The sequence below is a fragment of the Cohnella cellulosilytica genome, assembly GCF_042431195.1.
In the GTDB taxonomy this organism is placed as follows: Bacteria; Bacillota; Bacilli; order Paenibacillales; family Paenibacillaceae; genus Cohnella; species Cohnella cellulosilytica.
Genome location: NZ_JBHMDN010000037.1, coordinates 1 through 23,895 on the forward strand (window position 1 = coordinate 1; position 23,895 = coordinate 23,895).

Sequence of the window (23,895 nt, forward strand, 5' to 3'; positions counted from 1 at the left end):
GCGCCTCCTGATGGGTTTAGGACATTGATCCGTTCAACCCCCATCATACGAGGTGCTTTTTGCTTTGTCCAAGCGTAAATCTTAGACTCTACAGGAATGTTTAACCGGGCGTGTCGACCGATATTGGTCAGCCATGAAAAAAAGACTCCCCCGCCCGCGAGTCCTCCTGTTCAGGAAGACGTCGCATAAGGGAAAGTCTTTGTAACCCAAGCTACTTGAGCGCGCGCCAGCCGCCGTAAGAAGTAATGTCTTCCGCTCCCGCCGCAGCATACGCCTCGCACACGAAGCCGGGCACTTCCGTCCCGTCCTCCAGCTCGACTTTGCCAATACCCAGCGGCCCCGGAATGTCGGAAACGAAAGCGCCGAAGGATGAGAGCGGCATCTCCCACACTTCCACTTCGATCGCCTTCCCTTGCTCTTTGCGCTTCATCATCCCCGGCTTGGGAGGAACGGTCGGCAAGCGATAAAGTGCATACTTGGGAGCGGTCTTCGCCTCCCGCACGAACTTTGCTCCCAGTTGCAGCATCTGTTTCTCCAATGGAAACCCTCTCATGTGCAGCCCGCATACGGCGACGTAAGTATGGCTTCCCGAAGCCGGCGGCTTCAGGAGCGCCGTGTCGCCCGTCACGGCCAGCGCGGCGCCGACCGCCAGACTCTCGTGCGCGGACGAAGCGAACAGAGTAATACCGAACGGAACGCCTTCCGCGGCATGTCCCGCCGGGATAGCCGCACCGCACAGATCCAGAAGATTGCAGTGATTCGTGTAAAGCCCCATCTGCGTATTCGTCCGGACAGGATCATTGCGAACCTGTTCCCGCGTCCAGGTGCCTCCGGATGTCGGCATCACGAGCACCGCGCCTTCGAGCAGACGGCTTGTTTCCAGCTTGATTGCTTGCAGGGCGTGCATCGCCTTGAATACGGAAGCTCCGTCGAAGGGGGATTCCGAAGACGGGCGAAGAATTCCCGCTGTAACCGGCAGCACGCTGTCCGGATGCGCTTCGATGAATCCTCCGAGCCCGGCCCATCTCTCTTCGACGAAAGGACCGCCGTACAGCAGCTCGGCCGCTTCCCGGAACAGTCCCGTATCCACGTATTCGATCGGCAATCCCAGGCTCTGCAGCTTCTCTACCGCTCGACGCCAGGCCTGTTCGTATTCCTCCGCATAGAGACCGAAGAAGCTCAAGTCTCCTTCCGGAACGAGCAGCTTGGCCGGAAGCTTCGGCGCAAGCGGAGGCAGCTCCTTCGACCACGGATCCGTCGGTTCGAAGCCTCTGGCGACGCGGTCGACCGCCAGCGCGTCTTCCAGGCTGTTCGCAAACACCGAGACGCAATCGAGGCTGGCGCAAGCCGGCACGACGCCCTTGGTCGGCCATGCGCCAAGGCCGGGCTTATATCCGACCAAACCGTTAAGCGCCGCCGGCACCCGCCCCGAGCCCGCCGTATCCGTTCCCAGCGAAAAGGCCGCATGGCCTCTGGCGACGGCTACCGCCGAACCGGAGCTCGAGCCGCCGCTGATCAGTTCCTCTCTGATCGCGTTATGGGTTTCCCCATAAGGACTTCTCACGCCGACAAGTCCCGTGGCGAACTGGTCCAGGTTAGTTTTGCCGACGGGAATCGCCCCTGCGCGAATCAGCCTGTCGACGACGGCCGCATGCTCGCGGGGAATGTATTGGTAATCCGGACAGGCGGCCGTAGTCGGAACGTCCGCAAGATCGATGTTGTCCTTGATGGCGAACGGAATGCCCCAGAGCGGGGCCTGCTCCGGATCCATCTCGGCCAATCCGTCCAGGTACGGCTGAATTCTCTCCATTCTCGGCGGGGTAATCCATATGTTCATCTCGCCGTCTCGTTCGGCAAGCCGCACGATCTCGCGAATGATTTCTGCCGGTGTCGTTCTTTTCTCCCGGTAGGCCTCTCGCAATCTATCGATCGACAGCGTTCCTGTCTCCTTCAGCTGTTTCATCTCTCATCCCTCCGCCATTCCTTAGTCCCGGACTTCGCGCGGTTTATTCGCCCACCCCGGTCTCATTCTCCGACGAGCTTGCCAAGAGCTTCGATCGTTCGAGCCGAATCGGACACGCTGCCGAAGACGCCGCCCTGCATCGTCACCATTTTCAAAGCTGCCAAGTGGTTGTCCGGGTCGGTCGCTCCGGTGCAATCCTCCAATATCAAACACTCATATCCCCGGTCGTTCGCTTCGCGCATCGTCGTATGCACGCACACGTCGGTCGTAATGCCCGTGAGAATCAAATTCCGAATGCCTCTCGTTCGCAGAATCAGATCCAGGTCGGTTGCGTAGAAGCTGCCTTTGCCAGGCTTGTCGATAATGACTTCCCCATCGAGCGGAGCCAGTTCTTCGATGATCTGCCAGCCAGGTTCTCCGCGTACCAGAATCCGTCCCGCCGGACCGGCCGATCCGATCTCCGCGCCAATCTGCTTGCTCCTCCACCTCTTGTTGGCGGGCAGATCGGACAGATCCGGACGATGCCCTTCCCGCGTATGAATGACCGTAAATCCCGGGATCGCGCGGACAGTCTCCAGCAAGCTCCGAATCGGCTCGATGGCGCGGCGCGTAAGCGACAGGTCGTACCCCATCCGATCTACGTACCCTCCCGGTCCGCAGAAGTCGATCTGCATATCGATAATCAGCAGCGCGGTATTGTCCGGTCTGATCTCTCCGTTGTAAGGGTAGGCGTAAGGTTGTGCGGCAACATACATGTTTTCCACTCCTTTATGTCAGATGTATGATAGATGATTTCTTTTATTTGTTATATTATATAACATGAAAAAGACGGCGTCATTGTCAGACACCGCCAATGGATTTCGATTATTTTTGTGTTCGGAGCATAAAGGTCGTGCCGCTGTTTGTTATAAGCTATTTGAGTTGAAGCGAAAGAGACGATGGAGGGATGGAGGGATGGAGGGATGGAGGCCAACGACAAATTGGTGGAGTATAGATTATTATTTCATGACATCGTGTGAGATAAGGAATAACGAACGAGGGGTAGTTTCTGAATAAGAATTAAAGATGGTTTTCCTAAGATTGTTTGTATAAAAAAATAAACTCCCTCATGGGAGTTGGCACAATCCCCTGCCCCGTGGCGGCTACCAGAAAAGGCAGCTTACGTTACCCACAGTCGCGCTTAACAGGGTCTTACCGGAAGATTGCATATCAATGTTACCACTTGCTGTTTCTCTTGTCAACAACTCATTTTATGTTAGTTATGCTAATTGTACTCCTACCGGGGATTGCCTCCCAGGGAATACTTGACAATAAAATATTCTTTCCTTGAATAAATTGTAAAGATATAATGAAACCTCTGGATTAGGAATATCTATTTCCTCAGTAATTGTATCGTGTTGAGGGAATGGTATATGTTTAAATCTATAGTACTGAAAAATAGTGTTTGCTATTAAATCCGCAACCTGCACATTATAATTTCTGCTTGAATCACAATATTCAACGTCAACTCCGTATGTAATCTCTTCTCCAAGAACCAACTCTTGAAATAAGTATTCCTCGAGTGATTTTAAAGATTTTAATGCAGTATTCCTATTGTCAGATTTTATACATAAAAGCGACTTATCCGTCGATCCCAGAGTGTGACTCATAAATAAAAGCTTCACTAAATAATTAAATGATCTACCTGGAACTTGCCTGAAAGAATCTTTGACGTGCCAGTTATCAACGACAATATACCCGATGCTAATGTCTGTTTTTGAAATCAGTCGGGATATAAGATACTCTTTAGCAAATGGTGGAGCTTCGGCTCCCTTTAACTCTCCTGTTTCGTTAAATAAATATTCATGATATTTCCGTAAATTTAAAATGCTCTTCTTATGGACTCGTTTCAAATGCTCGGAATTGTTTGTATGAATGAACGATATGACAAAATATCGATTCTTCCATTTTCTACTTTTGAAGGTAGGAATACTTCCAGATTCGTCTATATAGTACATAAGGTACACTCCTTCCCTAACAACCGACAGTAAGAATAGATATATTCTACTACCAATATGGTTGGGATGGAATATCTAACCATATTAAAATTGAGAATCTGTGACCCGATTTGAAAATTGATAAGCTATGCAAGAAGTAGCTTTAAGTGAATACATGAGTAAATTGTACGAATAATTTAGCATCCCAAAGGGCATACGTTTCCGGGCTGGTTGTTATTATAGAGCCCGTAGTTGATGACAAAGAGGAACCCAAAGGCCCCTCCTCGTTGCTTTCACTTATACTAGTTCACCATAAACTTCCACAGGTGCAGACGTTTCCCCAAGCTCTCCTCGTGCTTCCGGTCGGCAATCGAGATTCTGATCGTATGCCGGCCGGGCTCTAAGCGCTCGCTGAGCAACCATATCTTGGGGCGATAGAACATTTTGCAATAACGGTCGAACGGATCGTAGGCAAAGGCCGAACCTTCGTCGATGGAAATGTCCACCGCTCCGGTATCCGGGCCGGCCAGCATGACGAATCCGATATTCGTTCCCTCGAACGACAGAACGAGGCTGTCTCCGGGTGCGTCCCCGAGCAAAATCTCCGCCGGAGGCGTCCAATTGCAGATTTGCGCCGAATCCGGGGCAAACTCGCGTTCCTGCTTCCAGCCGGCCGCAATCTCGGCCGCGTCGATTCCGACCAGCCTGCCGTGCTCGTAGCATTGCGGATCAAGCGGAGGCCGGAACCGTGTTCCAGCTGCGGCTCCGTCAGACGCTGCCGAGGGCTGGGAATTGCTCCAATCGGCAGCAGCAGCTTCCAAAAACTTCTGTATCAGCTCGGCATACAGCGCATGGCCGAAATCCCGGGGATGAACGTTATCCTCGCTGAACGCGCCCCAATCGAAGAGACCGGCCCCGATCGCCTTCGCGACCTCTCGGGAGAAATCCACGGACGGGAGGCCGTAATAATCGGCGACCTCCTCGTGGCTGCCGATATTGGCGTCCGCTTCTCCCTCCTTCAGCCACCGTTCCACTCCCGATTGATGCGTCGTGTAGACGAAAACAATATCGACTTCTGGATTCGCCCGCAGCGCCTGGCGAACGATTCCTTCCATCGCCCGCACCGATTCGTCGCGGTTTCTGGCATCGTTTACCGCATACTCCACCAGCAGCAAGTCGACGGCTCCCGCCTGCGGCACGTCTTGCCGGAAGCGGAAAGCCCCGTAGGTCGAATCGGTTCCCCCTACCGCGGCGTTCGTGAAGCGGAAGGAAACATGCGGATACTTCTCGGCCAAATACCGGCAGGTCAGCGACCGCCAACTGGTCCGTCCGGGATCGGAAGCTCCCGCTCCATCCGTCACCGAGCCTCCGATAAAAGCGACGTTGCAGACGCGGTCGATTCCGGAGGTCGGCGCGCTGTTGGGAGAACCGCTAGATACGCCATTCGACGAACCGTCGGGCCCTCCACTAGCTACGTTATCCGACGAACCACCAAACTCACTACTAGTCACGCCATTCGACGAACCATCGCACCCACTACTGGTCGCGCCATTCAACAAATCGCCGTACCCGTCACTAGTTACGCCATTGGACAGACTATCGGATCCGCCGCTAGATACGCCACCGGACACACCGTCAGCACCGCCGGACCAACCGTCGCCGACATTCAGCTTGCGCCCGAAACGTCTTAATCCTTCCCGCAGCTTGTAATCCGCAAAGGTTTTCCGAAACTGCCAACCGTCTGTCATCGCAATGCCTCCCCTTCCCCGCTTCCGGCTTCTCCGCTCTTCGAATCGAGAAGGCGGACCCAGAACTGCCGGGCGACCGGGTTGTCGGCCAGTCGGTTCGCCAGCTTCACCTGGCAGATGACGATACTTCCCTCGCCGACCGCCTTTTCCGCGACGGCCAAGGCCGGGCTCCATTCGCCCTTCGCATTCGTGTTGCCGCTCGTCAGAATGCTCCGGAATCCGCCGCCGTCGGCCACGAACGTTGCCTCGAGGAACGGCGTAATATAATCGGTTTCCGGATCGTACCATAGCCGGAAGTCGTCCGCCCGGAAAGACTGAGCGAGCGGATGCCCGGGATCGCGAGCCGCGAAATGAAGCGGTGACATGCCACAGCTTTTGACGGACACCGCGTCCCCGGCAATCGTATACTCGCCCTCCGGCAGCTCCAGCAGGATCGCCCGGGCTCCGCGCTTCACGGCCGCCGTCAGAGCCGGCTCGCATTCGGCGAAGCTCTCGTAATCGTCGATCAGAATGACGTCCCCCGCTCCGGCCTCCGTCAAGACAATGCGATCGCCCTCCGTCTCCACAGCCAGGCGAGCGGCAATGCCCCGGCCTCCGAGCGCGCACACGCCGTTAGCCCGTGCCGATTCTGCCCGCGGGAACACCTCGATCTGCAGGCTTGTATCGTGCAGCACCCGCTTGTCGCTATCCAGCAAGGAGAGACGAACGACCGCTTCGCCCCGTTTGTCGGTCTTCGGCGCCTTAAACCTCAGCTTCCCCTGGAAGCGACTGCCGCAGGAGGAAATCCGGGCCGGCTCTTCGCCGCAGGATATGACGTTCCCCTGCCACTCGATACGGTACTGCAGCACGGCGCCTTCGGGAATTTCCGTCCGGTCGTTGCAGACCCAGGCCTCGACTACCGTCTCCTGCTCCGAAAACCGCTTGAATCGATCCGTCCGCAGATTGACCATTAACGGCGTCAACGCGTCCCGATAAGCGAAATAGGCCGGCTTCGGGTTGCGCTCCACGTCCATGATCGTCTTCATCCAACCCGACGGGAACGCGTCGATGAACAGATGGATAGCGAACGTGTTCATGCGGTCGTCTCTGCGGAACGCTTCGGTCATCGTCCGCGTCGCCCACGCCTGGTGCCGATGACTGGCCTCGACCCAATCCTGCAGCGTGTTCGGCGTCTCGTAGAAGAAATAATGGAACATCCCGGACTGGGCGTTGACGATCCGATTAGGCGACCAGTTCCGCTCGTCCGCGGCGTCCTTCGGCAGCCATTCCTTCGGATAATGCCTCTGCATGAGACCGACAGGATCCAGCCCTTCGGCGCCGAACTCCCCGCATCCGTAGTACCAATCCGGCTTGACCGGAATCCAGTGCCCCTTGTGCAGCTTGCCGATGTCCAGCCCATGTCCGTTGTACCAGGCCGGATAACAATGGTTGTCCGGCAGCCCCGAGGAAGGCGGGTCGTAATCTCCGTCCACCTGCTTGATCACCCGGTCGGGATTGCTCAGATGAACGATCGTATCCGCCATGCGGAAAAAATGCTCCAGCTCTTCGCGAACGAGATTGCGATGCGGCTTGTTGCCGGCGTTGGGAAAAGGCTCGTTGATATAGGAAACGAGAATGCTGCTCGGGTGCGAGCGGATCAGCCGTTCCATCTCTTCCGTCTGCCGCAGCGCCTCGCACAGTTGGTTTCTGCGCAGCACGCCGAACAGCGGCAGGTCGGTCTGCACCATCAACCCGACCCGGTCGCACAGCTCGTAAACCTCCGATTGAACGGGGCGCTGCGTAAGGCGCAGAAAGTTCATGTTGGCGATCTTCGCCAGCAGCAGGTCGTCCCGCAATTGGTCCCAATTTTCGTTCATGACGCACTGCTGCTCATGTCCCATCGTATTCGCTCCGCGAAGGCGGATCATTTTGCCGTTCAGGAGAAACTTCCCTTTCCGCTCGCCTTCCGTCTCCATGCGGAACGATCTCATCCCGAACTGCCGCTTCGCGTAATCCAACGGCTCGCCTTGCGGGGTGGCCAGCTTCGCCTGAAGCTGGTACAGCCACGGCTCGCTTGGCTCCCATGTCCGCGCGTCGGGAATGGAGAAGGAGAATTTGAACCGGTTGACGCCCTTCTCCGCGAAGAGCGGCTGAGGTCGATCCAGCTTCCCCTCTTTGCGCAAATTGGCTTCCGTAAGCGAATCGCCCAGCCCGACCTCCAGATAGCTGGAAGGCGAGCAGCGCATCCCCTCGAACACGACGGCGGAGAAATTTTGTCCGTACAGCGATAGCTCCAGCGCGACTTCCGCGGGCCGTGCGTCGCAATTGTAGACTTCGATCCAGGCTTCGGCGCGTCCCTCGTCAAGATGAGGTCTGACGAATACATCTCCCAGATGAAGTCTCGATCTCGTCTCGACGAAGACGCGCTGATAGATTCCCATGCCCGGCGGGCAGTGATGCCAGCCCATTTGCGGGTCGTCGTAGCCCGGGCCGGTTGCCGCGTAAATTTTGTCCCCCGTATACCGAATTCCCGGATGCTCCTCCGTCTCGTTGCCCAATCCAATGTAGTCGTTGTCCACGCGAACGAGCAGCGTGTTTTCGCCAACGCGCGCATAGGACGTAACATCGAATTCGAACGGCGCGAAGAAGCCCTCGTGGGAGCCGGCAAAGCTGTCGTTTACGAACACGTGCGCTTTGTAGTCGACGCCCCGGAAGCAGACGAAGCACGAGCCCCGTCGCAGCTGTTCCTCATCCAGAATAAAACGGGTGCGATAATACGTCGTCGCCTGACCCAACGGTCCGCCATAGTGCGGAATGCGAGCCTTCTCCCAACTGCCCTGACCCGACAACGCCTGCCGGAACGACTGGCGATCGGCTTCGGTCTGAACCCGCCAATCGAATTCCTTCAGCTCGATCGAGCTTCTTCCGGACGGCAGCGCGGGCGCCAGATCGTTCATGAACGGCGCGTAATACCGGCGCTGACGCTCCAATTCCTCCGCCAGTTGTTCGGCGGTCGCCATCGTCTCCAACGGCCGAAAAGTTTTCTGCCCCCGATAGGGCGTTAACGGCAAGCTTCTATCGTCCAATTCGGGCGGCGCGGGAGCGATCAGATCTTGATGACCGACAGAAATGCCCCTGGCTGCGATAGCCGCGAATAAATCTTTCTCCGATTGATTGTCCGCTGAGGATAGCGGCATAGCTTCCACATCCTTTATCCAGGCGCGCGCGCTGCGGCCGTGCGGCCTAACGGCTTGCCTCAATTAAACTCGTACCGCCGCGTCCACAGCCGTTCGTCTCCGGGCCGGAGCGCAAGGCGGATAAACACTTCCGGACTGACGACGTGCCGGTCGCCCCATAAAGCGATCGCGGACGGCGGAAAATCGTTCGATTCCCGCACGCTAACCCCGCTCGGCTCATGGAGCAGCTCCCACCGGAATCCGTTATCCGATGACATTCCTTCCGACGGCACCCCTTCCCGCTCCCCCTGATCCGGAAAGTCGATGCGGGCATAATAAGCTCCGGTCGGCGCTTCACCCCATCCGATATCCCGCCCCTGTACGCGAAGTTTTGGCGGAAAAGACGACGGATCGAAGGCGTGGGAGAGCCGCAAGGAATAATCCGGTCCGATCGGATGGCCGTCGACGGCCATAAAATTGTGGGCGTACTCTTCCGTGACGATCGGCTTCTCTCCGACGTTGCCCAGCCTGTATTCGATCGTCAGGACGTTCTCGTCCAGCGATACCCGCTTCTCGTAGCGGACCCGATATCCCCGGCAATCGACCGGCTCCGTCCGAAAGACGGCGAACCTGTCGCCGGTATGGATCTTTATCGGATAGGGCTCGATAACATACGGCCGCGCGAAGGCATACGGCTGCATGTCGGGCCGGATCAGCAGCCCCGCACCGAGCTTGGGGAACACCTCCCCCGGTGCGGCATCCTCGAAGCCGATCGGCGTGAAGATGCCGAACTCCCCGCAGATTCCGCTGCCTCCGGTGCCCTGTCCGGGGTCGGGCGATTCCTCCGTGCAGAAGCGATGTTTTCCGTCCAATACCGCCTGCACGACATGCCCGGTCCTGTCGAACCGGGAACCCCGATGCCCGGCGTCCGGCGCGGACAGTTCCACCGCCAGCCTCCCGGAAGTCAATCGTAGGACGGCTCGATTCACGGAATCCCCCGCCTTCGCTTACAAATATTTGCGCAATGCGGCATAATAGGCGGCTCCCGCAGGTTCGACCGGCGAGAAGTAATCCTTCTTGTCCGCAACAATATTCCCGATCTCGATGGCCCAACGGTTCTCTGCGGCCGTCTTCAGAAAACGCTCGCGATTCTCTTCATAGAGGAAGAAATCGAAAGCGACCGGACAGCCCGGCGTCGTATGCTGCAGCATCAGCGCCCGATTGTAATGCTCTATGACATTGGTGCTTGTCACGTCGTACGTTCGGTTAACGTCCATGAATTCGGCAAGATACGGATGACCGGCGCATCCGATATGGCAGGCGTCCGGCTTGATGCTCTTCATCAAACGATAGAAATACCGGGTAATTTGATAAATATAGTTCTCTTCTCCGCGCCACTGCGGATCGTAGACCGGCATGTCGGCGTGCACCTTGTCCGCCAGAAAATCCGTCTTCACCCCGTCCAGATCGAAGCAGCCCTCGTCGGAGGAGAACAGACGGTAAAAGAGCGGCTCGAGATATTCCTTCTGCGTGCGCGGATGCGAGTAATCCCGCATGCGGCTGCCATGCTTGTTAAGCTTGCCCCCGGCGATCAGATGAGCCTCGTCGACCTCCGCGTCGTCGAAGATTTCCGCCCAGTTCCACCAGACGATCGCCTTCATGCCTCTGCGATGGATGTCGTCGACCAGCGCGCGCAGATCGGGGAACCGCTCCGGGTGCGGGTCCCATTGCCCTCTTGTCGTCTGCCATCCGTCGTCCAGCAGAATCGTCCGAAACGGCAGGTTTTCCTTGTCGATGACCTCAAGCGCTCTCCGCACGAAATTTTCGTTCAGTACTTCGGCGGCCGTCGTCACCTTGCCCTGCTCGTTCAACTCATCGGGAATTTCAGCCTTCGAAATATACATTTGATCGACCCAGGTGCAGTACAGGGGGCCCGTATGCCAATCGACGCTTGCTTTCCGCTTCGGATCCGGAATATAACCCTGCCCGATCAGCATGTCCGTATAGCGATCCAGCATGGAATAGACCGTCGCGTCGTTCTCCAGAGCAATAACGAATATGGGAGATTCGTACGCCTCTCCGGCTGCCAGCCGCTGTCCCCATCCCGCGGCGCCGCAATCCAGATACCATTCCTTGACCGCATACTCCGCAGCTTTGATGTACATGCCATAAGCTTGGGGCAGGCTCAACGCCCCGAATAGGAAATGGACTTCGTTCTTCCGCAGCACAAACAGAGAAGGATGCGGAGCAAACTGCCAATCTCCCGAATACGTGTCGGTCTCGAAGCCCTTGCCCCCGAAGTTAAGCTCGGGCCAGGTGTTCGCGGTATGATGGCGATTGCGGAAATTGACCAGATCGTAGAAGTTGACTCGGGTCCCCTCCGGGTACAATTCAAGCCGATTCAATTCGCAAGCTTCCCGTGCCGTAAAAGAGGACGAGACCAGCAGAGCGTCGCCCTGCACGCGAAAAACGACTGCGAATTCGGCAACCTGCGGCGACTTGAAGCGAAGGGTCAGTCTGTCCGGGGCGGCTTCAACCCCTTCCGGCTCCAGCTCGACCGGAGCTCCGCCGAGCACGGGAGCCAGCATCCGCAGCGCGGGCAGCTCCAGCAGCAGATGACCCGTCAGCCGATTGCGCAGAACGATCCGGTTGTCTTGGCCGCGAACGGCCAGCGCGATATGGGACGTATTTAATCCGTATTCCATGACAATCTCCTTTGCGTTCCTCGGCGGCGCCGGCCGCCGTTACATTTTGATCGCGCCCGACGTCATGCCTTGAACGAAAAATCTCATTCCGAAAATAAACAGCAGCGCAAGCGGCACGCAGGCGATTGCATAACCGGCGGTCAGCGGGCCGTAATCGTTCGGGAAGCTCGACGCCAGATAGGCCAGGCCCACGACAAGCGGACGTTTCTCCGGCGTCGTGATCGTGACGAGCGGCCAAATATAGTCATTCCAGGTTCCGATAAACACGTTGATCGCCATCAGCGTAATCATCGGCTTGAGGAGAGGCAGCACCAGATAACGATAGGTCAGCACCTCGCCCGCGCCGTCGATCTTCGCGCAATCGAACAGCTCCTGCGGCTGCTGGGCGATAAACATCCGCAGCACGAACACCCAGAACGGCAGCGCTCCCGCGGCGCCGAACAGAATGACCGACCAGAACGAATCGAGCAGACCGAGCTTCCAGGCCAGGACGAACGCGGGAATCAGATTCAGTACCCCGGGCAGCAAAATTTTGATGAAAATCGCCCAGTACATAATTTCTTGCCCCGGAAATTTCAAGCGGCCGAACGCGTATCCGCCCATCGTCGCGAGCAGCACGGCCAGCAGCGCCGTTCCGCCCGACATGATCAGACTGTTCACAATAAGCGGGCTTACCTGGTTCCAGGCTTTCGTATAGTTTTCGAAATGAAACGGCGGTTTGATCTGGAAAAATTCATAAATGACTTGGCCGACGTCCTTGAACGAAATTTGCACCATCAGGATCAGCGGGTAAAACAGCATGATGCAGGTCAGGATCAGGAACAGATGCTTTAACCATTCGTAGTTTCTTTTTGTGCTCAATCCGTGCATTAATCTTCACTCCTAATGAACTTCATGGCTCCCAGCGAGATCAGCAGGGCGATGACGAACAAGATGAGTCCGACCGCCGAAGCGTAGCCGTATTCGGCGGATGTGCCGAACGCTTTCTGGTACATGTACAGACCGGGAGTCGTGGTGGAAAATCCGGGACCGCCGTTCGTCATAATCAGCTGCGTGCCGTACCCGGTAATCGAGCCGACGATGACGGTGACGAGATTCAGCTTGATCTGTCCTTTCAACAGCGGCAGCTCGAGGCTGAACGCTTTGCGGACCGGCCCGACGCCGTCCATCTGCGCCGCGTCCCAGATCGAGCCGTCGATGCTCTGGAGCCCGCCCAGATAGATAAGCGCGCCGATCGTCGAGATCCACGGAAAGCCCATGAAGACGAGACACCACAGGGCCAGGCTGCTGTCGCCGAGCCAGAGCTGCTGGAACTGCTGCAAGCCGAGGTATTCCAACACTTTATTGAAAAATCCGAACTGCGGGTTGTACATGAACTTCCAGATCAGCAGCACAACCATGCTCGGAATAATCATCTGAACGCAGAATAGAATCCGGTACAAGTATTGCAGCTTGGTGCTCTTCAACCGGAACAAAACGATACAGGCGACAAACGTGGGCACCATCAGCACGATAGAGGAGACGAGGAAAATCATCATGTTTTTCACCGAGATCCAGAATACCTCGTCCCGAATGATCTCCGCGAAATTGTCGAAGCCGATGAATTTCTCGATATCCGCTCCGTTCCATCTGTAGAACGCGTGGTAAATGCCGTTGCCGATCGGGTAATACTCGAACAGCAGCGTGAACAGCAATGCCGGAAGCGCGAACAAATATCCGATTTTCCAGGTTTGGTTTAAGCGTTGATGTTTCATCCTGCCTTGCACCTCTTTTTGGCGAAAAAAATAGGCAGCCGACATCCAGCATCCGTCTGCCTATTTTTCCTAAGCTTATTTAGCGAATCGCGTCGCTCGCGTATTTCTCGTACAGCTCCAATTTCAATTTCAGGAAGTCCAGCGTATTCTGCTTGTCGTCGATCAGCACCTGCGACGCATTGCTCGCCTTCAGGTCCGCAAGGTCCTTCTCGACCGAAGCGATCGTCCGGGGAATGCCCGTCTCTTTATCCAATTGGGTTTTGGCGTCCTTCAACGCTTTGCTCATGACGCTGTCCTTCATTTTGGACAAGAACTCTTCCTTGTTCATCTTGTTCATGTAAAATTGCTGGGACAAGGCGACGCCGTTAACCTCTCCTTCGAAAATCAGGAATTTGGCCGGGAAAGCGAGCGTAGCTTTATCCGAGACGATAAACGGCTTCAGCTCCTCCGGCGCTTCCACGCCTACGATCGAAGAGATGGTCATCGCCGTCTTGACGAACTTCTGCTGCGCGTCCTTGCTCGTAATATACTGGAGGAAATCGACGGCCGCGTTCAGCTTGTCCGGGTCCTTCTCCAGATCCTTGTTCAATGCCCAGCCTTCCGCGCCCAGCTTGTTATCTCCCATCGGGAAGCCTTCCGCGGCGTATTCCGTCGTTTCCTTCGTGATCAGCGGGAACGGCATGATGCCCCACTCGAAGTCCTTGATATTTTCTTTGTAGAAATTATAGTTCCAGTTGCCGTCCACGATGAACGCCGCCTGCTGGAACAGGAACAGTTGCTGCGCGCCCAGGTCGTCTACGCCGGCCCAGCCGTCCTGCCAGTATTGGGAGAATTCCTTAAGCAAGTCGTATTGCGCGTTGACGAGCGGGTTGTCCGTGTCGATATCGCCGTTTAATACCGACAGATTTCTCTTGGCGTCATCCAGCGCTCGCGAGTCTTTGAACTTGTCGTCGAAAAATTGATCCAGGTAACCGTCGACGAATTGATTGCTGGTCCAGCTCGTGATCCACTTGACCCATCTGTTGTTGTCGGCCGCGATCGGCGTAATTCCGGCGGCTTTCACTTTCTCCAGCGCTTCCATGAATTGCTTCCACGTTTGCGGAATCTCGGTGACGCCGGCTTTGTCCAACAAAGTTTTGTTGTAGAAGAACGGGCGGTTTTCCGCGATGCCGGGACCGTTGTCTACCGGCACGAAAGAGATGGCTCCGTATTTGTTCAACGTCTTCAGGTTGGAGAAGCCGGAGTCGCCGCCGATAAACGTATCGATCCAGTTCGTTCCGTCCGAATACGCGGTCGGCTGGTTCAAGTACGGGTCCAGAGGAAGGATATAATCCTGGTCCGTATACTTGCCGATGTTGGCGCCTTGCAGGTCGATCAGATCGGGAGCCTTATGCGCCACGAACTGCGTGTCGAGCAGCTTGTTGTATCCGTCGTTGGCCAGCGGCTGGAAAATATGCTCAATCTTCACGTTCGGATGAAGCGCCATGTAGTCGTTGATCGCTTCTTCGTAAGCGTTCCAGTAGGCCATGTTCTGACCCTGCCAGGAGATCATTTTCAGCTCGATCGTCTTGTCCGCGGGACTCGCGGAACCCGGGCTTGCGGAGCCGGGGCTCGCGCTCCCGCCGTTGCCCGCTCCCTCGTTCGCCTTGCTGCAGCCGGAGGCCGCTATAGCGAAGGCGAGAAGCAATCCCAACATGGAAAATGCGGATATACGGGTTTTTCTGTTTCTCATCTCGTTTTTATCCCCTTAGATGGATTGTTGGTTGTGCAAAGCGCTTTGCCCTTTAATCTTACGAGACGGATGATCGCGCTCTCAAGGGAAACATTCCTTGATTAAGTGGAAAATCTCATGGTTGTCGCCCCATCCGCTCCAGCGGCAGCGGCACGAATCCGGCCGCAAGCGCCGGACTTTCCTCGGCCAGACGGAAGTTCTCCGCGTCCAAATCCGCGATAAGCGGGTCTGCCGCGCGCGTGCCCGCGTCCCATCCGAGCGCTTGCCAGCTCGGAAGACTCAGAGAGTCTCGCTGCCCGTCCCGTCTCTCGACTTCGACGGAAATCTCGCGGCCATAGAGCCAGACGAAGTTATGCTCGAACGTATTTCCGTCTATGTCCGGCAGATGATCCTCCGTGGCGCAGTTCGAGAACAAATACATTTTGGCCGTAGCTTGGCGGGAGGCGAGAATGTTGTTGCGGAACACGTTCCGGCGCAAGCCGAGGCCGTGCGTGCCCATCGCCCGGTATTCTCTCTCCGCCTCCCATCTCCGAAAATGGGCAAGCTCCGCATTCGTTTCCAGGAACATGTTGTTTTCGATAATATTGTCCTGGCCGGCGTGAATATACGCCCCGCCGCCGAGCGTGCGATACGTAAGGTTGCCGCGTACCTCCACCCCGCTCGTATAATCGTCCAGATAAATGCCGTAGGTCAGCCCGTGGCTTCTCCATTTTTCCTCGGAATAGCCCAGAACGTCGTGAATGCGATTGTACAGAATCCGGGTTCCGTTCATCGAGAAGTCGCGGTCCACCAGGTAGATCGCCGCGGTATCGCTCGTCTCCAGATTGACGTGATGGATGCGGTTGTACTCGATCCGATTGTCGCTTCCTCTGGACAGAATACCCCAGCGCGGACCGTCGTGAATCTCGTTGTGCGCCGCGACGATGCCGACTCCGTTCATCGCAATGCCCGCGGAATTTTTCGTAAATACGCCCGTATGATGAACGTAGTTGTTGCGGATTTCGTGGCGGCAGGCATGCCGGCCCATGAACGGCGAGCGCACGCCTCCGGAAGCATAGACGCCGTGATTCCCGGTGTCCCGAATCTCGCAATCGGCGACGGAGCAATCGATTCCGCCCAATAGAAGGACGCCGACGTTGCCCGTGCCGCGAATTTCGCATTGTCGGACACGGCAGCCGCGCACATTGCGGAAGACGATGCCGGCGCCGTTGCAGCCCTCCACCGTCAAGCCCTCGAACGCGATGAAGCCGCCGGTCGTCCGCTCCGGATGCTGCGCCAGGCGGATTTCTCCGCCGGAATCGGTCCAGTCGATCTTCTCGATGTTGAAATCCTCCGCCGGCTTCGGCCTGCCGCTTACCTCGATCAGATTTTCCACCAGCGGGACGGTCACCGCTACCTCTTCCAACGGTGCCGGCGGATTCAGGTACAGCGCCTCCGCCTGCTTGTCCAGATACCATTCCCCGGCCGAATCCAGCTCTTCCCTGACATTGCGGAAATAGAACCGGTCCCCGGGGTAAATCTCGTAAGCGGTCGGCTCGGCGAGCGTGACTTCCCCGGTCTCGGGATCGTAGCTCTTCAGCCGGACGATATCGTTGCAGTAATTCGTTCGCGGGAACACGAACAATTCGATCTCGTCTATCCGGCTCCAGCCCTTCAGCCGGGGATCGCGGCAAATAAAGCCGTCCTTCCTCCCATGGCCGTCCTCGTTAAGATCCACGTCAGGCCCGTCCACATACAGATACCCTCCCGTATAGGGCTGCTCGGGATCGTAGCTCGGGTAACGCGCCATAGGCTGGCGAATGCCGTTGCAGAACAGCTGACGGAACCGCAAACCGGCATATCCCGCTTCGGTCAGGGAAAACCGGGCGATGCCGTTGTCCTGCATTTTGTACTGGTCCAGCCGGATGCCGCCCGCGAGGATCGCTTCGCCGTCTCCCGCCGCACGATAAGTGACAGGGGTTTGCTCGTTTCCGAGATCCTGTTCCTCGAACCGCAGCGTCTCCGTGAACGAGTATCTGCCTGCGTGAATCAGCACCTCCACCGGCGAATGCAGCTTGCCCGCCTTGCGAATGGCGCGGATACGGTCGCGCGCCTCCTCGATCGTGGCCAGCGGGCCGTCCGTCCCCGCTTTATTCGGCGCGGACGTTATGCCGCTCCACCCGTCGCAGCCGTCCTCCGCCACATGAAGAATAAGTGTAGTTGTCATGGCTTCTGAGCTCCTTTTCACCTTTGCCGTCGGATGCGCTCCGTTATGCTATACCATCTTATGGATTCGCCTCCGCATCCTCAAGGGAAACATTCCTCGATTAGGTGGAATATTTAACGGTGCCGCTTGCTATCGGCCTTTAATCGGTATACCATGTTAAGCAATCAAGCTTGGGGAATTAGGGGGGATCAGCGTTGTTGAAGGTACTGCTCGTCGACGATAAGTCCACCGTTGTTTCCGGCTTGCGCAAAATGATCCCGTGGAGCGAGATTAACGCGGTTGTCGTAGGAGAATGCCGGAACGGCAAGGAAGCGCTGGACCAAGCTCGTCTTCACCATCCCGACCTGATTATTACCGATGTTCGCATGCCGGTCATGGACGGTCTGGAGCTAAGCAGAATCGTTCATGAGCAAACTCCGGAGACGGTCATCATCATTCTGAGCGCCTTCGACGATTTCACTTACGCCCAGACGGCCATGCGATACGGCGTGTCCGATTATATTTTGAAGCCGATCAACAAGGACAAATTAAACCAGCTGATTCGCCGCGTAACCGAAATTTCGCAGCATCACGAGAAGAAGCTGTCGATCGTTAAGCTGCTGTACCATACGAATCTGGAGCAGAAGCTGTCTTCCGCCATTCGGACGGGCGAGCTCGAGTTTGTCGACACCTTCTTTGAAACCGATTTCCCCGGCCTGACGGAGACGAAATTCGAGCTGGTCAAGGATTTCTCGTTAAAGCTGCTGCACATTCTGCTCGAATGCATCGCTTCGCTCGGCCTGAACCTGTCGTCGTTCGGCTTGACCGAGGAGAAGGCTTGGCAGCAGCTGCTCGAGCTGAACACGAAAGAGGAATTAAAGGCGTCGATCCGCAGCTTGTACAGGGAAGTCACCGGCTTTATCAACGACAAGAAAAACTCTCGCGGCCAGGCCATCGTCGATCAGGTGAAGAAATACATTGCTGGCAACTATCACGATCCGGACCTGACCTTATACACGATCTCCAACGAGCTGCAGCTTTCCCCGAACTATACCAGCGTGATTTTTCGCGAGATCACGGGAGAGAATATCAGTTATTACATTACGCGGCTGAGGATCGACAAAGCTTGCGAGCTGCTGAAGGACCCCGCCATGCCGATCAACGACACCGCCCAGAAGGTCGGTTACATGGACCCGCATTATTTTGCCAAAGTATTCAAAAAACAGGAGGGCCTAACCCCTTCGCAATATAAGAACGTCATGAGCCGTCTGGAAAATAGGTGAAACGATGCTGCGACCGCTTGGCTTCAACAATAAAATTACCATTACGTTTCTGCTCGTTATCCTGCTCCTGATCACCTCGACCAGTACGATTATTTATTGGCGGTTTCATGAGCATATGGAGCAGCAAGTGACGCGCGACTTGAATCAGATCATGGTGCAGAACAAAATCAACCTGGAAAAGTTCATCGACAGCATCGACAACGCCACGCTGCTGCTCTATTCGGACACGACGATTATGGAAATTCTTAATGAGGCTCCCTCCGATTTTCTGACCACCTACAAAGATCGAATCACGTTGAACAACGCCCTGCTGAAATATTTGTTCGTGCCTCTGAGCAGTACGCTTACTTCGTATACGGTCACCTTTTTCGCGATGAACGACATTCCTTTTGCCGAGGCGCTGTCGCCCGGTCACAACTTCTTTCACGGCTTCTTCAGAAACGACGAGGTGCAGGACGAAGCGTGGTATCAGCAGACGGTCGCCGGAGACGGCATCCTGCAATGGTTCCATTATCCCGAGCAAGAGTACCGCCTGTACGCCGCCAGACTGATCAAAAATCCGAAGGTGCTGGCGACCGAGAACATCGGCATGAACGACATCAAACAAAATATCGGCGTTGTCGTCATCGGCTTCGATCTCTCGCAAATCTCCAAGCAGCTCGAGGCGACGATGCTGACTCCGTCCACCCGCCTGCTCCTGAAGGACGCGAACGGCGACCTTCTGTACGACAGCACCCGGCCCAAATCGCTCCAGGCGCGGCCGGAGGACCCGCTTCCCGCTGCGGAGACGGTCGTGGACGACAACGATTCCCGGTATCTCATCAACGACTACCATCTGTCCTCCGGCTGGAATCTGATCGCGCGCATTCCTTTAAAGGATATTTCGCAGAGCACTTCGTTCGTCCGCAACGTCGTTCTGCTGTCCGCGCTGATCTCCGCCATTGCCGGGCTGTTTCTGTCGATCTTCCTGTCGAAGCAAATATCGCGGCCGATCCGCAAGCTGGCCAAGACGATGAGAAGCATTCATAACACGAACGAGGTGGATGTGTTCATCCAGCCGCCTCCGACGAACGACGAGGTCGGCATTCTCTATCAGAGCTTTAATACGATGATGAATCGCATCAATCAACTGCTCGACGAAAACTATCAGACGGGCAAACGCGAGCAGGAAGCGGAGCTGCGGGCGCTGCAGGCGCAGATCAATCCGCATTTTATGTACAACACGCTGGACTCGGTAAATTGGCTGGCGCTGGAGGCTGAAGCCTATCCGATCGTAACGATCATCTCGACGCTGTCGGACCTGCTGCGTTACATTACCGGAAACTCCAACGAGCTGGTGAAGATCAGCGAAGAGGTCGAGCAGATCCGCCGATACATTCAAATCCAATCTTTGTGCTACGACAACAGCTTCGACGTCGTCTACGAGATCGATCCGCTCATTGCGGAGGCGGCGTGTCCCAAGCTGATTCTGCAGCCGCTTGTTGAGAACGCGATTTTTCATGGATTCGAGAAAATGGAGCGCAGAGGCCGCATTGTCGTATCCGGCTTCGCCAAAGACGGGATGGCCGTCATCTCCATCCACGATAACGGACCGGGGACGGACATCGAACGTCTGAACTCGCATCTGCAGGGGAAAAACGCGTCGGTCCCGGAATCGCGGGGCTACGGCATCAGGAATGTTAACCAACGCATCAAGCTGCGCTTCGGGGAGCCGTACGGCCTCCGATACGAGATGAACGAGGTCGGCGGCGTGACGGCCGTCATTTGTTTGCCTCTGTAGAGCGGCGGGTGGCCGGAAAGCACGCAAAACAAACGCCTTCGCCGTCCCAAGGACGATGAAGGCGTTTTTGCGCATGCGATACAGGCAATGGTGAATTATCGATGAAAAAGGGGCATCTATCTCGGGGAGACTGCCTTATGCGGTCTTGAGGCGGCGCTAATCGTCCATCCCTTTTCCGTTGAGAATATGCCCGATATATTTCTCGATCCTCGACTCCCGGGTTTTGGCCTGCTTGGCGCTTGAGAAGTGCAAAATGTAGCCTCTTTGCCGTCCCGGCGTCAGCGCTTCGAAGGCCGCTTTCAGATCGGGAATTTCCGTGAACTTATTCTCCAACTCTTCGGGGATGACATACTCTTTATGCGCTTTATAGCTGATCTGCAGACCGGCCTTCTCGACCTCGACGGCTTCATCGATATAGGTTTTCAAAATCAGCTGCATTTCGTCTATTTGCCGAACGCTTGTGAACCGGATCTGACGCGCAGACTGCACGTTCTCCGTCTGTTGAACGAGGATTCCGTGCGGATCCTTCAGCAGCGCGCCTTTGTGAAACAGCAGCGCACAGTAATCCTTGAAGCCGTGAATCAGAACGATGTTCTTGTCGTCCAACGTATAGCAAGGATGCATCCACTTAAATTCCTCGGTCAGCCCGCAATCGAGCACGATCTCTCTCAGCTTCTCGAACTCTTCCTTCCATTTCTTTAGCTTATTAAAATAGGGATCGATCTTGGCATTTCTTTCGCCCTTCATCGTCTCAACACCCCTGTCGGCTTATTGTTCAAGCTTGTCCGATTGCGTTCCGCATAGCTCTGCAACAAAAAAACCTCCTACCGCTGTAGGAAGTTTACGAGTCGAATATTCGTTATGGCGGAGAGGGTGGGATTCGAACCCACGCACGCCTTGCGACGCCTAGATGATTTCGAGTCAACCCCCTTGGACCACTTGGGTACCTCTCCGCAGCAAGGAAAATCATATCACAATTCGTACGGCCTTGCAACTGGTTCCTCTATCCAGTCGACATTTTTTTACGGCCTCGGTCAGGTTAGGTGTCCGCATCGTCCGAAGCGTTGTCCCCGGCCGAACGCAGCACCTTTTTCAAGCTTTTCTCGAACTTCGCGCGAGGGAGCAAAATGCTATGCTTGCACTTGACGCACTTGATTCGAATGTCCATTCCCATCCGAATAATCTCCATCTCGTTCGCTCCGCAAGGATGCTGCTTCTTCATCATGACGATGTCTCCGAGCTCGAAGGTTTTCCGCTCCATACGATCCCTCCCCATTATTTTACTGCGCTTCCCGGTTTTTCAATCGTCCTGTTTATTCGGCGACAGGCACATGCCTCGATTCCAGCGCCTTCTTTAATTCCGTGTTAATCAGGCGCGTCACCTCTCCGATGGAGTTCGGATTGCATTTGGCGGTAATCCGTATCGTCATCTGACCTGGGGCAAGCGTCTGGATGCCCAGCACTTCCGGTACCGCTGCCAGATTGGGATCGTTGATCTGATTCAGAACCTGCCGAATGAGACTCATCGTCTCTTCAATCGTGTCGTCGGACGGGAAAGTGATGTCGACGACCGCCAGCTGCGGATTTACCGAGAAGTTGGTCACCTGATTAATCGAGCCGTTCGGGATAATATGAACCTCTCCCGTCCAGCTTCGGATGCGCGTGGAGCGCATGCCGATCAATTCGACCGTTCCCTTGAACGTGCCGGTCTGAATTTCGTCCCCGACCGAGAATTGATCCTCGAAGATGATGAAGAACCCGGTGATGACGTCCTTGACCAGACTTTGCGCGCCGAAGCCGATGGCCAGGCCGATCACCCCGGCGCCCGCAAGCAGCGGCGCAATCTGAATATGGAATTCTCCCAGAATCAGAAGAATCGTAATAAAGTTGACGAGATAGGATACCGTATTTTTCAGCAGCCGGCCCAAAGTCTGAACGCGTCTTGTTCGCAGCTTCAGCCTTCTCGATTTTTTCACGCTGGTCGTCTGATCGATAACCCGATTGAGAATCATCAGAGAGAGACGGCTGATGACGAGGATCAGAATAATGCGCACCACAACGATGGCGGCGTTCCGCCACATCTCCGTATCCTTTAGAAATTCTTCCGTTTCTCTAACGAATTGCTCCCACAGATTTTCTTGGGCCAAGGTATGCACCGAAGCGAGGAAAAGCTCCACGGCTCCCACTCCCTCTCTCAATGAATCTGATCATATCCATCCGGGGTTTTCTCGAACAAGCCTCGTATCTCCACTTTCTCCGCTTCGATAATCCGTTTGACTTCCGCCAGCTCGGGCGCGGGGAATGCGATCGACAGCGCGCAGCCGGCCGTAATCTCTTTGGGCGTCGGGCAAATATCGATTTCTATATCCGCGTACTCGAGCAGCATCTCGGCCCGCAGCGCCTGCTGCGTAGAATCGAATGCAATCAAGAGAGAGTCCATCGCGCAATCCTCCTGCGTGCAAGTATAAATGCGCCGGTTCGTCCATATACTATTAACATAATAGGGTAGGAGGCGAATCGGACGAATGAACGGCGCTTGGGAGAAACGCTCGAGCATCGCACCGGAATCGGCGGCGCTCTCTTTAAAGATTCCTTTTAACGATCCAACCGTATTGCAAAGATTGTCCCAGCAGCTCGAGTATTATTTGGACGACCTGTCTCCCGAACGCCGAATCGTGATCGTCTGCGTCGGCACGGACCGCTCTACGGGAGATTCCCTGGGTCCTCTCGTAGGCACCGCGCTCTCTCGGGAATACAGCTCTCTGTTCGATCTGTATGGAACGCTTGAGGAACCGGTCCATGCGATGAATCTCGGCGAGACGCTGCTCAAAATTATGAGAAGCTCGCGGCAGCCGTTCGTCATCGCCGTCGACGCCTGTCTCGGACAAGTTGCCAGCGTCGGATGCATCCAGATCGGCTCGGGGCCGGTCAGACCGGGCGCCGGCGTCAATAAGGAGCTTCCTCCCGTCGGAGACATTCATATGACGGGAATCGTTAACGTCGGCGGCTTCATGGAGTATTTCGTACTTCAGAACACCCGCTTGAACCTTGTCGTGAAGATGTCCGAGATTATTGCCCAAAGCCTGCTGAACGCCGTACATAAAGCTCGCGCCAATCCGGTTATCCCTTTTGCATGGCCAGATTAATCGCCGTTTTTTCTTCCGGAGACAGCATATAGGCGGATTGGCCCTTGTCGATCGGCTTGGCGTAGAGGAAGGTCTGCTCCCGGCCATGGATTCCGGTCAAGACCACTCCATCCTCCGCTTCATTAATAAAGGCCACGGAGAAGCTCAGATCGCTTCCCGAATCCGAGAATGCATTAAACCGATGGACGCCGACTCGTCCCTTCAAGGTCGAGAGGCGTCTTTCCTGATCCTGCATAGTTTGTCCCTGCTCGTTCTGCCTGCGGTCCAGTTCGGCCATCCGTTCATGGATGACGCGCATAACCTCTTCCATATTGGGCACGCCCGTATCTCCGACGAGATGACCGTGCGCCTTCTTAAGCTTGCTCAGCTTGCTTGATAATACGCCGAGCCAGATGAACGAGACCAGCAGCAGCGCCCCCGCGGTTCCCGCAACAACGACGGCGATTTCATCGTTCCAACCTACCATGC

Annotated in this window: 19 protein-coding genes and 1 tRNA gene; 3 read left to right on the top strand and 17 right to left on the bottom strand. The window is 55.8% G+C overall.

The window, feature by feature from the left end:
* Positions 1-211: 211 nt before the first annotated feature.
* The 11 genes from atzF to ACFFT4_RS25535 all read right to left on the bottom strand — a co-directional run bounded on the left by atzF (position 212) and on the right by ACFFT4_RS25535 (position 17,239).
* Positions 212-1,963: an allophanate hydrolase gene (gene atzF, locus ACFFT4_RS25485; RefSeq protein ID WP_378051806.1), complete on the bottom strand. Its 1,752-nt coding sequence runs from the start codon at positions 1,961-1,963 to the stop codon at positions 212-214.
* Positions 1,964-2,025: 62 nt separating this feature from the next.
* Complete coding sequence (gene biuH, locus ACFFT4_RS25490; protein WP_378051807.1) at positions 2,026-2,718, bottom strand: biuret amidohydrolase; 693 nt, start codon at positions 2,716-2,718, stop codon at positions 2,026-2,028.
* A 504-nt stretch (positions 2,719-3,222) separates the two neighbouring features.
* Positions 3,223-3,960, bottom strand: a complete 738-nt coding sequence (locus ACFFT4_RS25495; protein WP_378051808.1) for a DUF3800 domain-containing protein — start codon at positions 3,958-3,960, stop codon at positions 3,223-3,225.
* A gap of 281 nt (positions 3,961-4,241) precedes the next feature.
* The gene (locus ACFFT4_RS25500; RefSeq protein WP_378051809.1) at positions 4,242-5,687 is read right to left on the bottom strand and encodes an SGNH/GDSL hydrolase family protein; all 1,446 of its coding nucleotides are present in this window, start codon (positions 5,685-5,687) and stop codon (positions 4,242-4,244) included.
* The gene (locus ACFFT4_RS25505; RefSeq protein ID WP_378051811.1) at positions 5,684-8,863 is read right to left on the bottom strand and encodes a glycoside hydrolase family 2 protein; all 3,180 of its coding nucleotides are present in this window, start codon (positions 8,861-8,863) and stop codon (positions 5,684-5,686) included. The genes ACFFT4_RS25500 and ACFFT4_RS25505 overlap by 4 nt, the downstream gene beginning before the upstream one ends.
* Positions 8,864-8,922: 59 nt before the next feature.
* Entirely contained in the window at positions 8,923-9,831 is a 909-nt protein-coding gene (locus ACFFT4_RS25510; protein WP_378051812.1) for a hypothetical protein, read from the bottom strand.
* Between the two features lie 18 nt (positions 9,832-9,849).
* Entirely contained in the window at positions 9,850-11,547 is a 1,698-nt protein-coding gene (locus ACFFT4_RS25515; protein ID WP_378051813.1) for a TIM-barrel domain-containing protein, read from the bottom strand.
* Positions 11,548-11,586: 39 nt separating this feature from the next.
* Positions 11,587-12,417 (bottom strand): carbohydrate ABC transporter permease, encoded by an 831-nt coding sequence (locus ACFFT4_RS25520; RefSeq protein WP_378051814.1) that lies wholly within the window; start codon positions 12,415-12,417, stop codon positions 11,587-11,589.
* The gene (locus ACFFT4_RS25525; protein ID WP_378051815.1) at positions 12,417-13,301 is read right to left on the bottom strand and encodes a carbohydrate ABC transporter permease; all 885 of its coding nucleotides are present in this window, start codon (positions 13,299-13,301) and stop codon (positions 12,417-12,419) included. Before ACFFT4_RS25525 ends, ACFFT4_RS25520 begins: the two co-directional genes overlap by 1 nt.
* 79 nt (positions 13,302-13,380) lie before the next feature.
* Positions 13,381-15,033, bottom strand: coding sequence for an ABC transporter substrate-binding protein (locus tag ACFFT4_RS25530; protein WP_378051816.1), 1,653 nt, complete (start codon positions 15,031-15,033; stop codon positions 13,381-13,383).
* 115 nt (positions 15,034-15,148) lie between these two features.
* Positions 15,149-17,239: a right-handed parallel beta-helix repeat-containing protein gene (locus ACFFT4_RS25535; protein ID WP_378051817.1), complete on the bottom strand. Its 2,091-nt coding sequence runs from the start codon at positions 17,237-17,239 to the stop codon at positions 15,149-15,151.
* A gap of 194 nt (positions 17,240-17,433) precedes the next feature.
* Between ACFFT4_RS25535 and ACFFT4_RS25540 the strand changes: the two genes are divergently transcribed.
* Both ACFFT4_RS25540 and ACFFT4_RS25545 read left to right on the top strand, forming a co-directional pair.
* The gene (locus tag ACFFT4_RS25540; protein ID WP_378051818.1) at positions 17,434-18,501 is read left to right on the top strand and encodes a response regulator transcription factor; all 1,068 of its coding nucleotides are present in this window, start codon (positions 17,434-17,436) and stop codon (positions 18,499-18,501) included.
* A 4-nt stretch (positions 18,502-18,505) separates the two neighbouring features.
* Positions 18,506-20,281, top strand: coding sequence for a cache domain-containing sensor histidine kinase (locus ACFFT4_RS25545; RefSeq protein WP_378051820.1), 1,776 nt, complete (start codon positions 18,506-18,508; stop codon positions 20,279-20,281).
* 156 nt (positions 20,282-20,437) lie between these two features.
* On the opposite strand, the gene ACFFT4_RS25550 is transcribed toward ACFFT4_RS25545, so the two are convergent.
* The 5 genes from ACFFT4_RS25550 to ACFFT4_RS25570 all read right to left on the bottom strand — a co-directional run bounded on the left by ACFFT4_RS25550 (position 20,438) and on the right by ACFFT4_RS25570 (position 22,721).
* Positions 20,438-21,028, bottom strand: coding sequence for a YdeI/OmpD-associated family protein (locus ACFFT4_RS25550; RefSeq protein ID WP_378051821.1), 591 nt, complete (start codon positions 21,026-21,028; stop codon positions 20,438-20,440).
* Positions 21,029-21,143: 115 nt separating this feature from the next.
* Positions 21,144-21,234 (bottom strand) — tRNA-Ser (locus ACFFT4_RS25555).
* A gap of 86 nt (positions 21,235-21,320) precedes the next feature.
* A complete protein-coding gene (locus ACFFT4_RS25560; protein WP_378051822.1) occupies positions 21,321-21,542 on the bottom strand; it encodes a DUF951 domain-containing protein in 222 nt (73 codons plus the stop codon).
* A gap of 52 nt (positions 21,543-21,594) precedes the next feature.
* Complete coding sequence (locus ACFFT4_RS25565; protein WP_378051823.1) at positions 21,595-22,458, bottom strand: mechanosensitive ion channel family protein; 864 nt, start codon at positions 22,456-22,458, stop codon at positions 21,595-21,597.
* 17 nt (positions 22,459-22,475) lie between these two features.
* Positions 22,476-22,721: a putative Se/S carrier protein gene (locus ACFFT4_RS25570; protein WP_378051825.1), complete on the bottom strand. Its 246-nt coding sequence runs from the start codon at positions 22,719-22,721 to the stop codon at positions 22,476-22,478.
* An 85-nt stretch (positions 22,722-22,806) separates the two neighbouring features.
* Between ACFFT4_RS25570 and yyaC the strand changes: the two genes are divergently transcribed.
* Entirely contained in the window at positions 22,807-23,427 is a 621-nt protein-coding gene (gene yyaC / locus ACFFT4_RS25575) for a spore protease YyaC (RefSeq protein ID WP_378051826.1), read from the top strand.
* Here yyaC and ACFFT4_RS25580 read toward each other — a convergent pair.
* Entirely contained in the window at positions 23,402-23,893 is a 492-nt protein-coding gene (locus ACFFT4_RS25580) for a DUF4446 family protein (RefSeq protein WP_378051828.1), read from the bottom strand. The genes yyaC and ACFFT4_RS25580 overlap by 26 nt on opposite strands.
* Positions 23,894-23,895 lie beyond the last annotated feature (2 nt).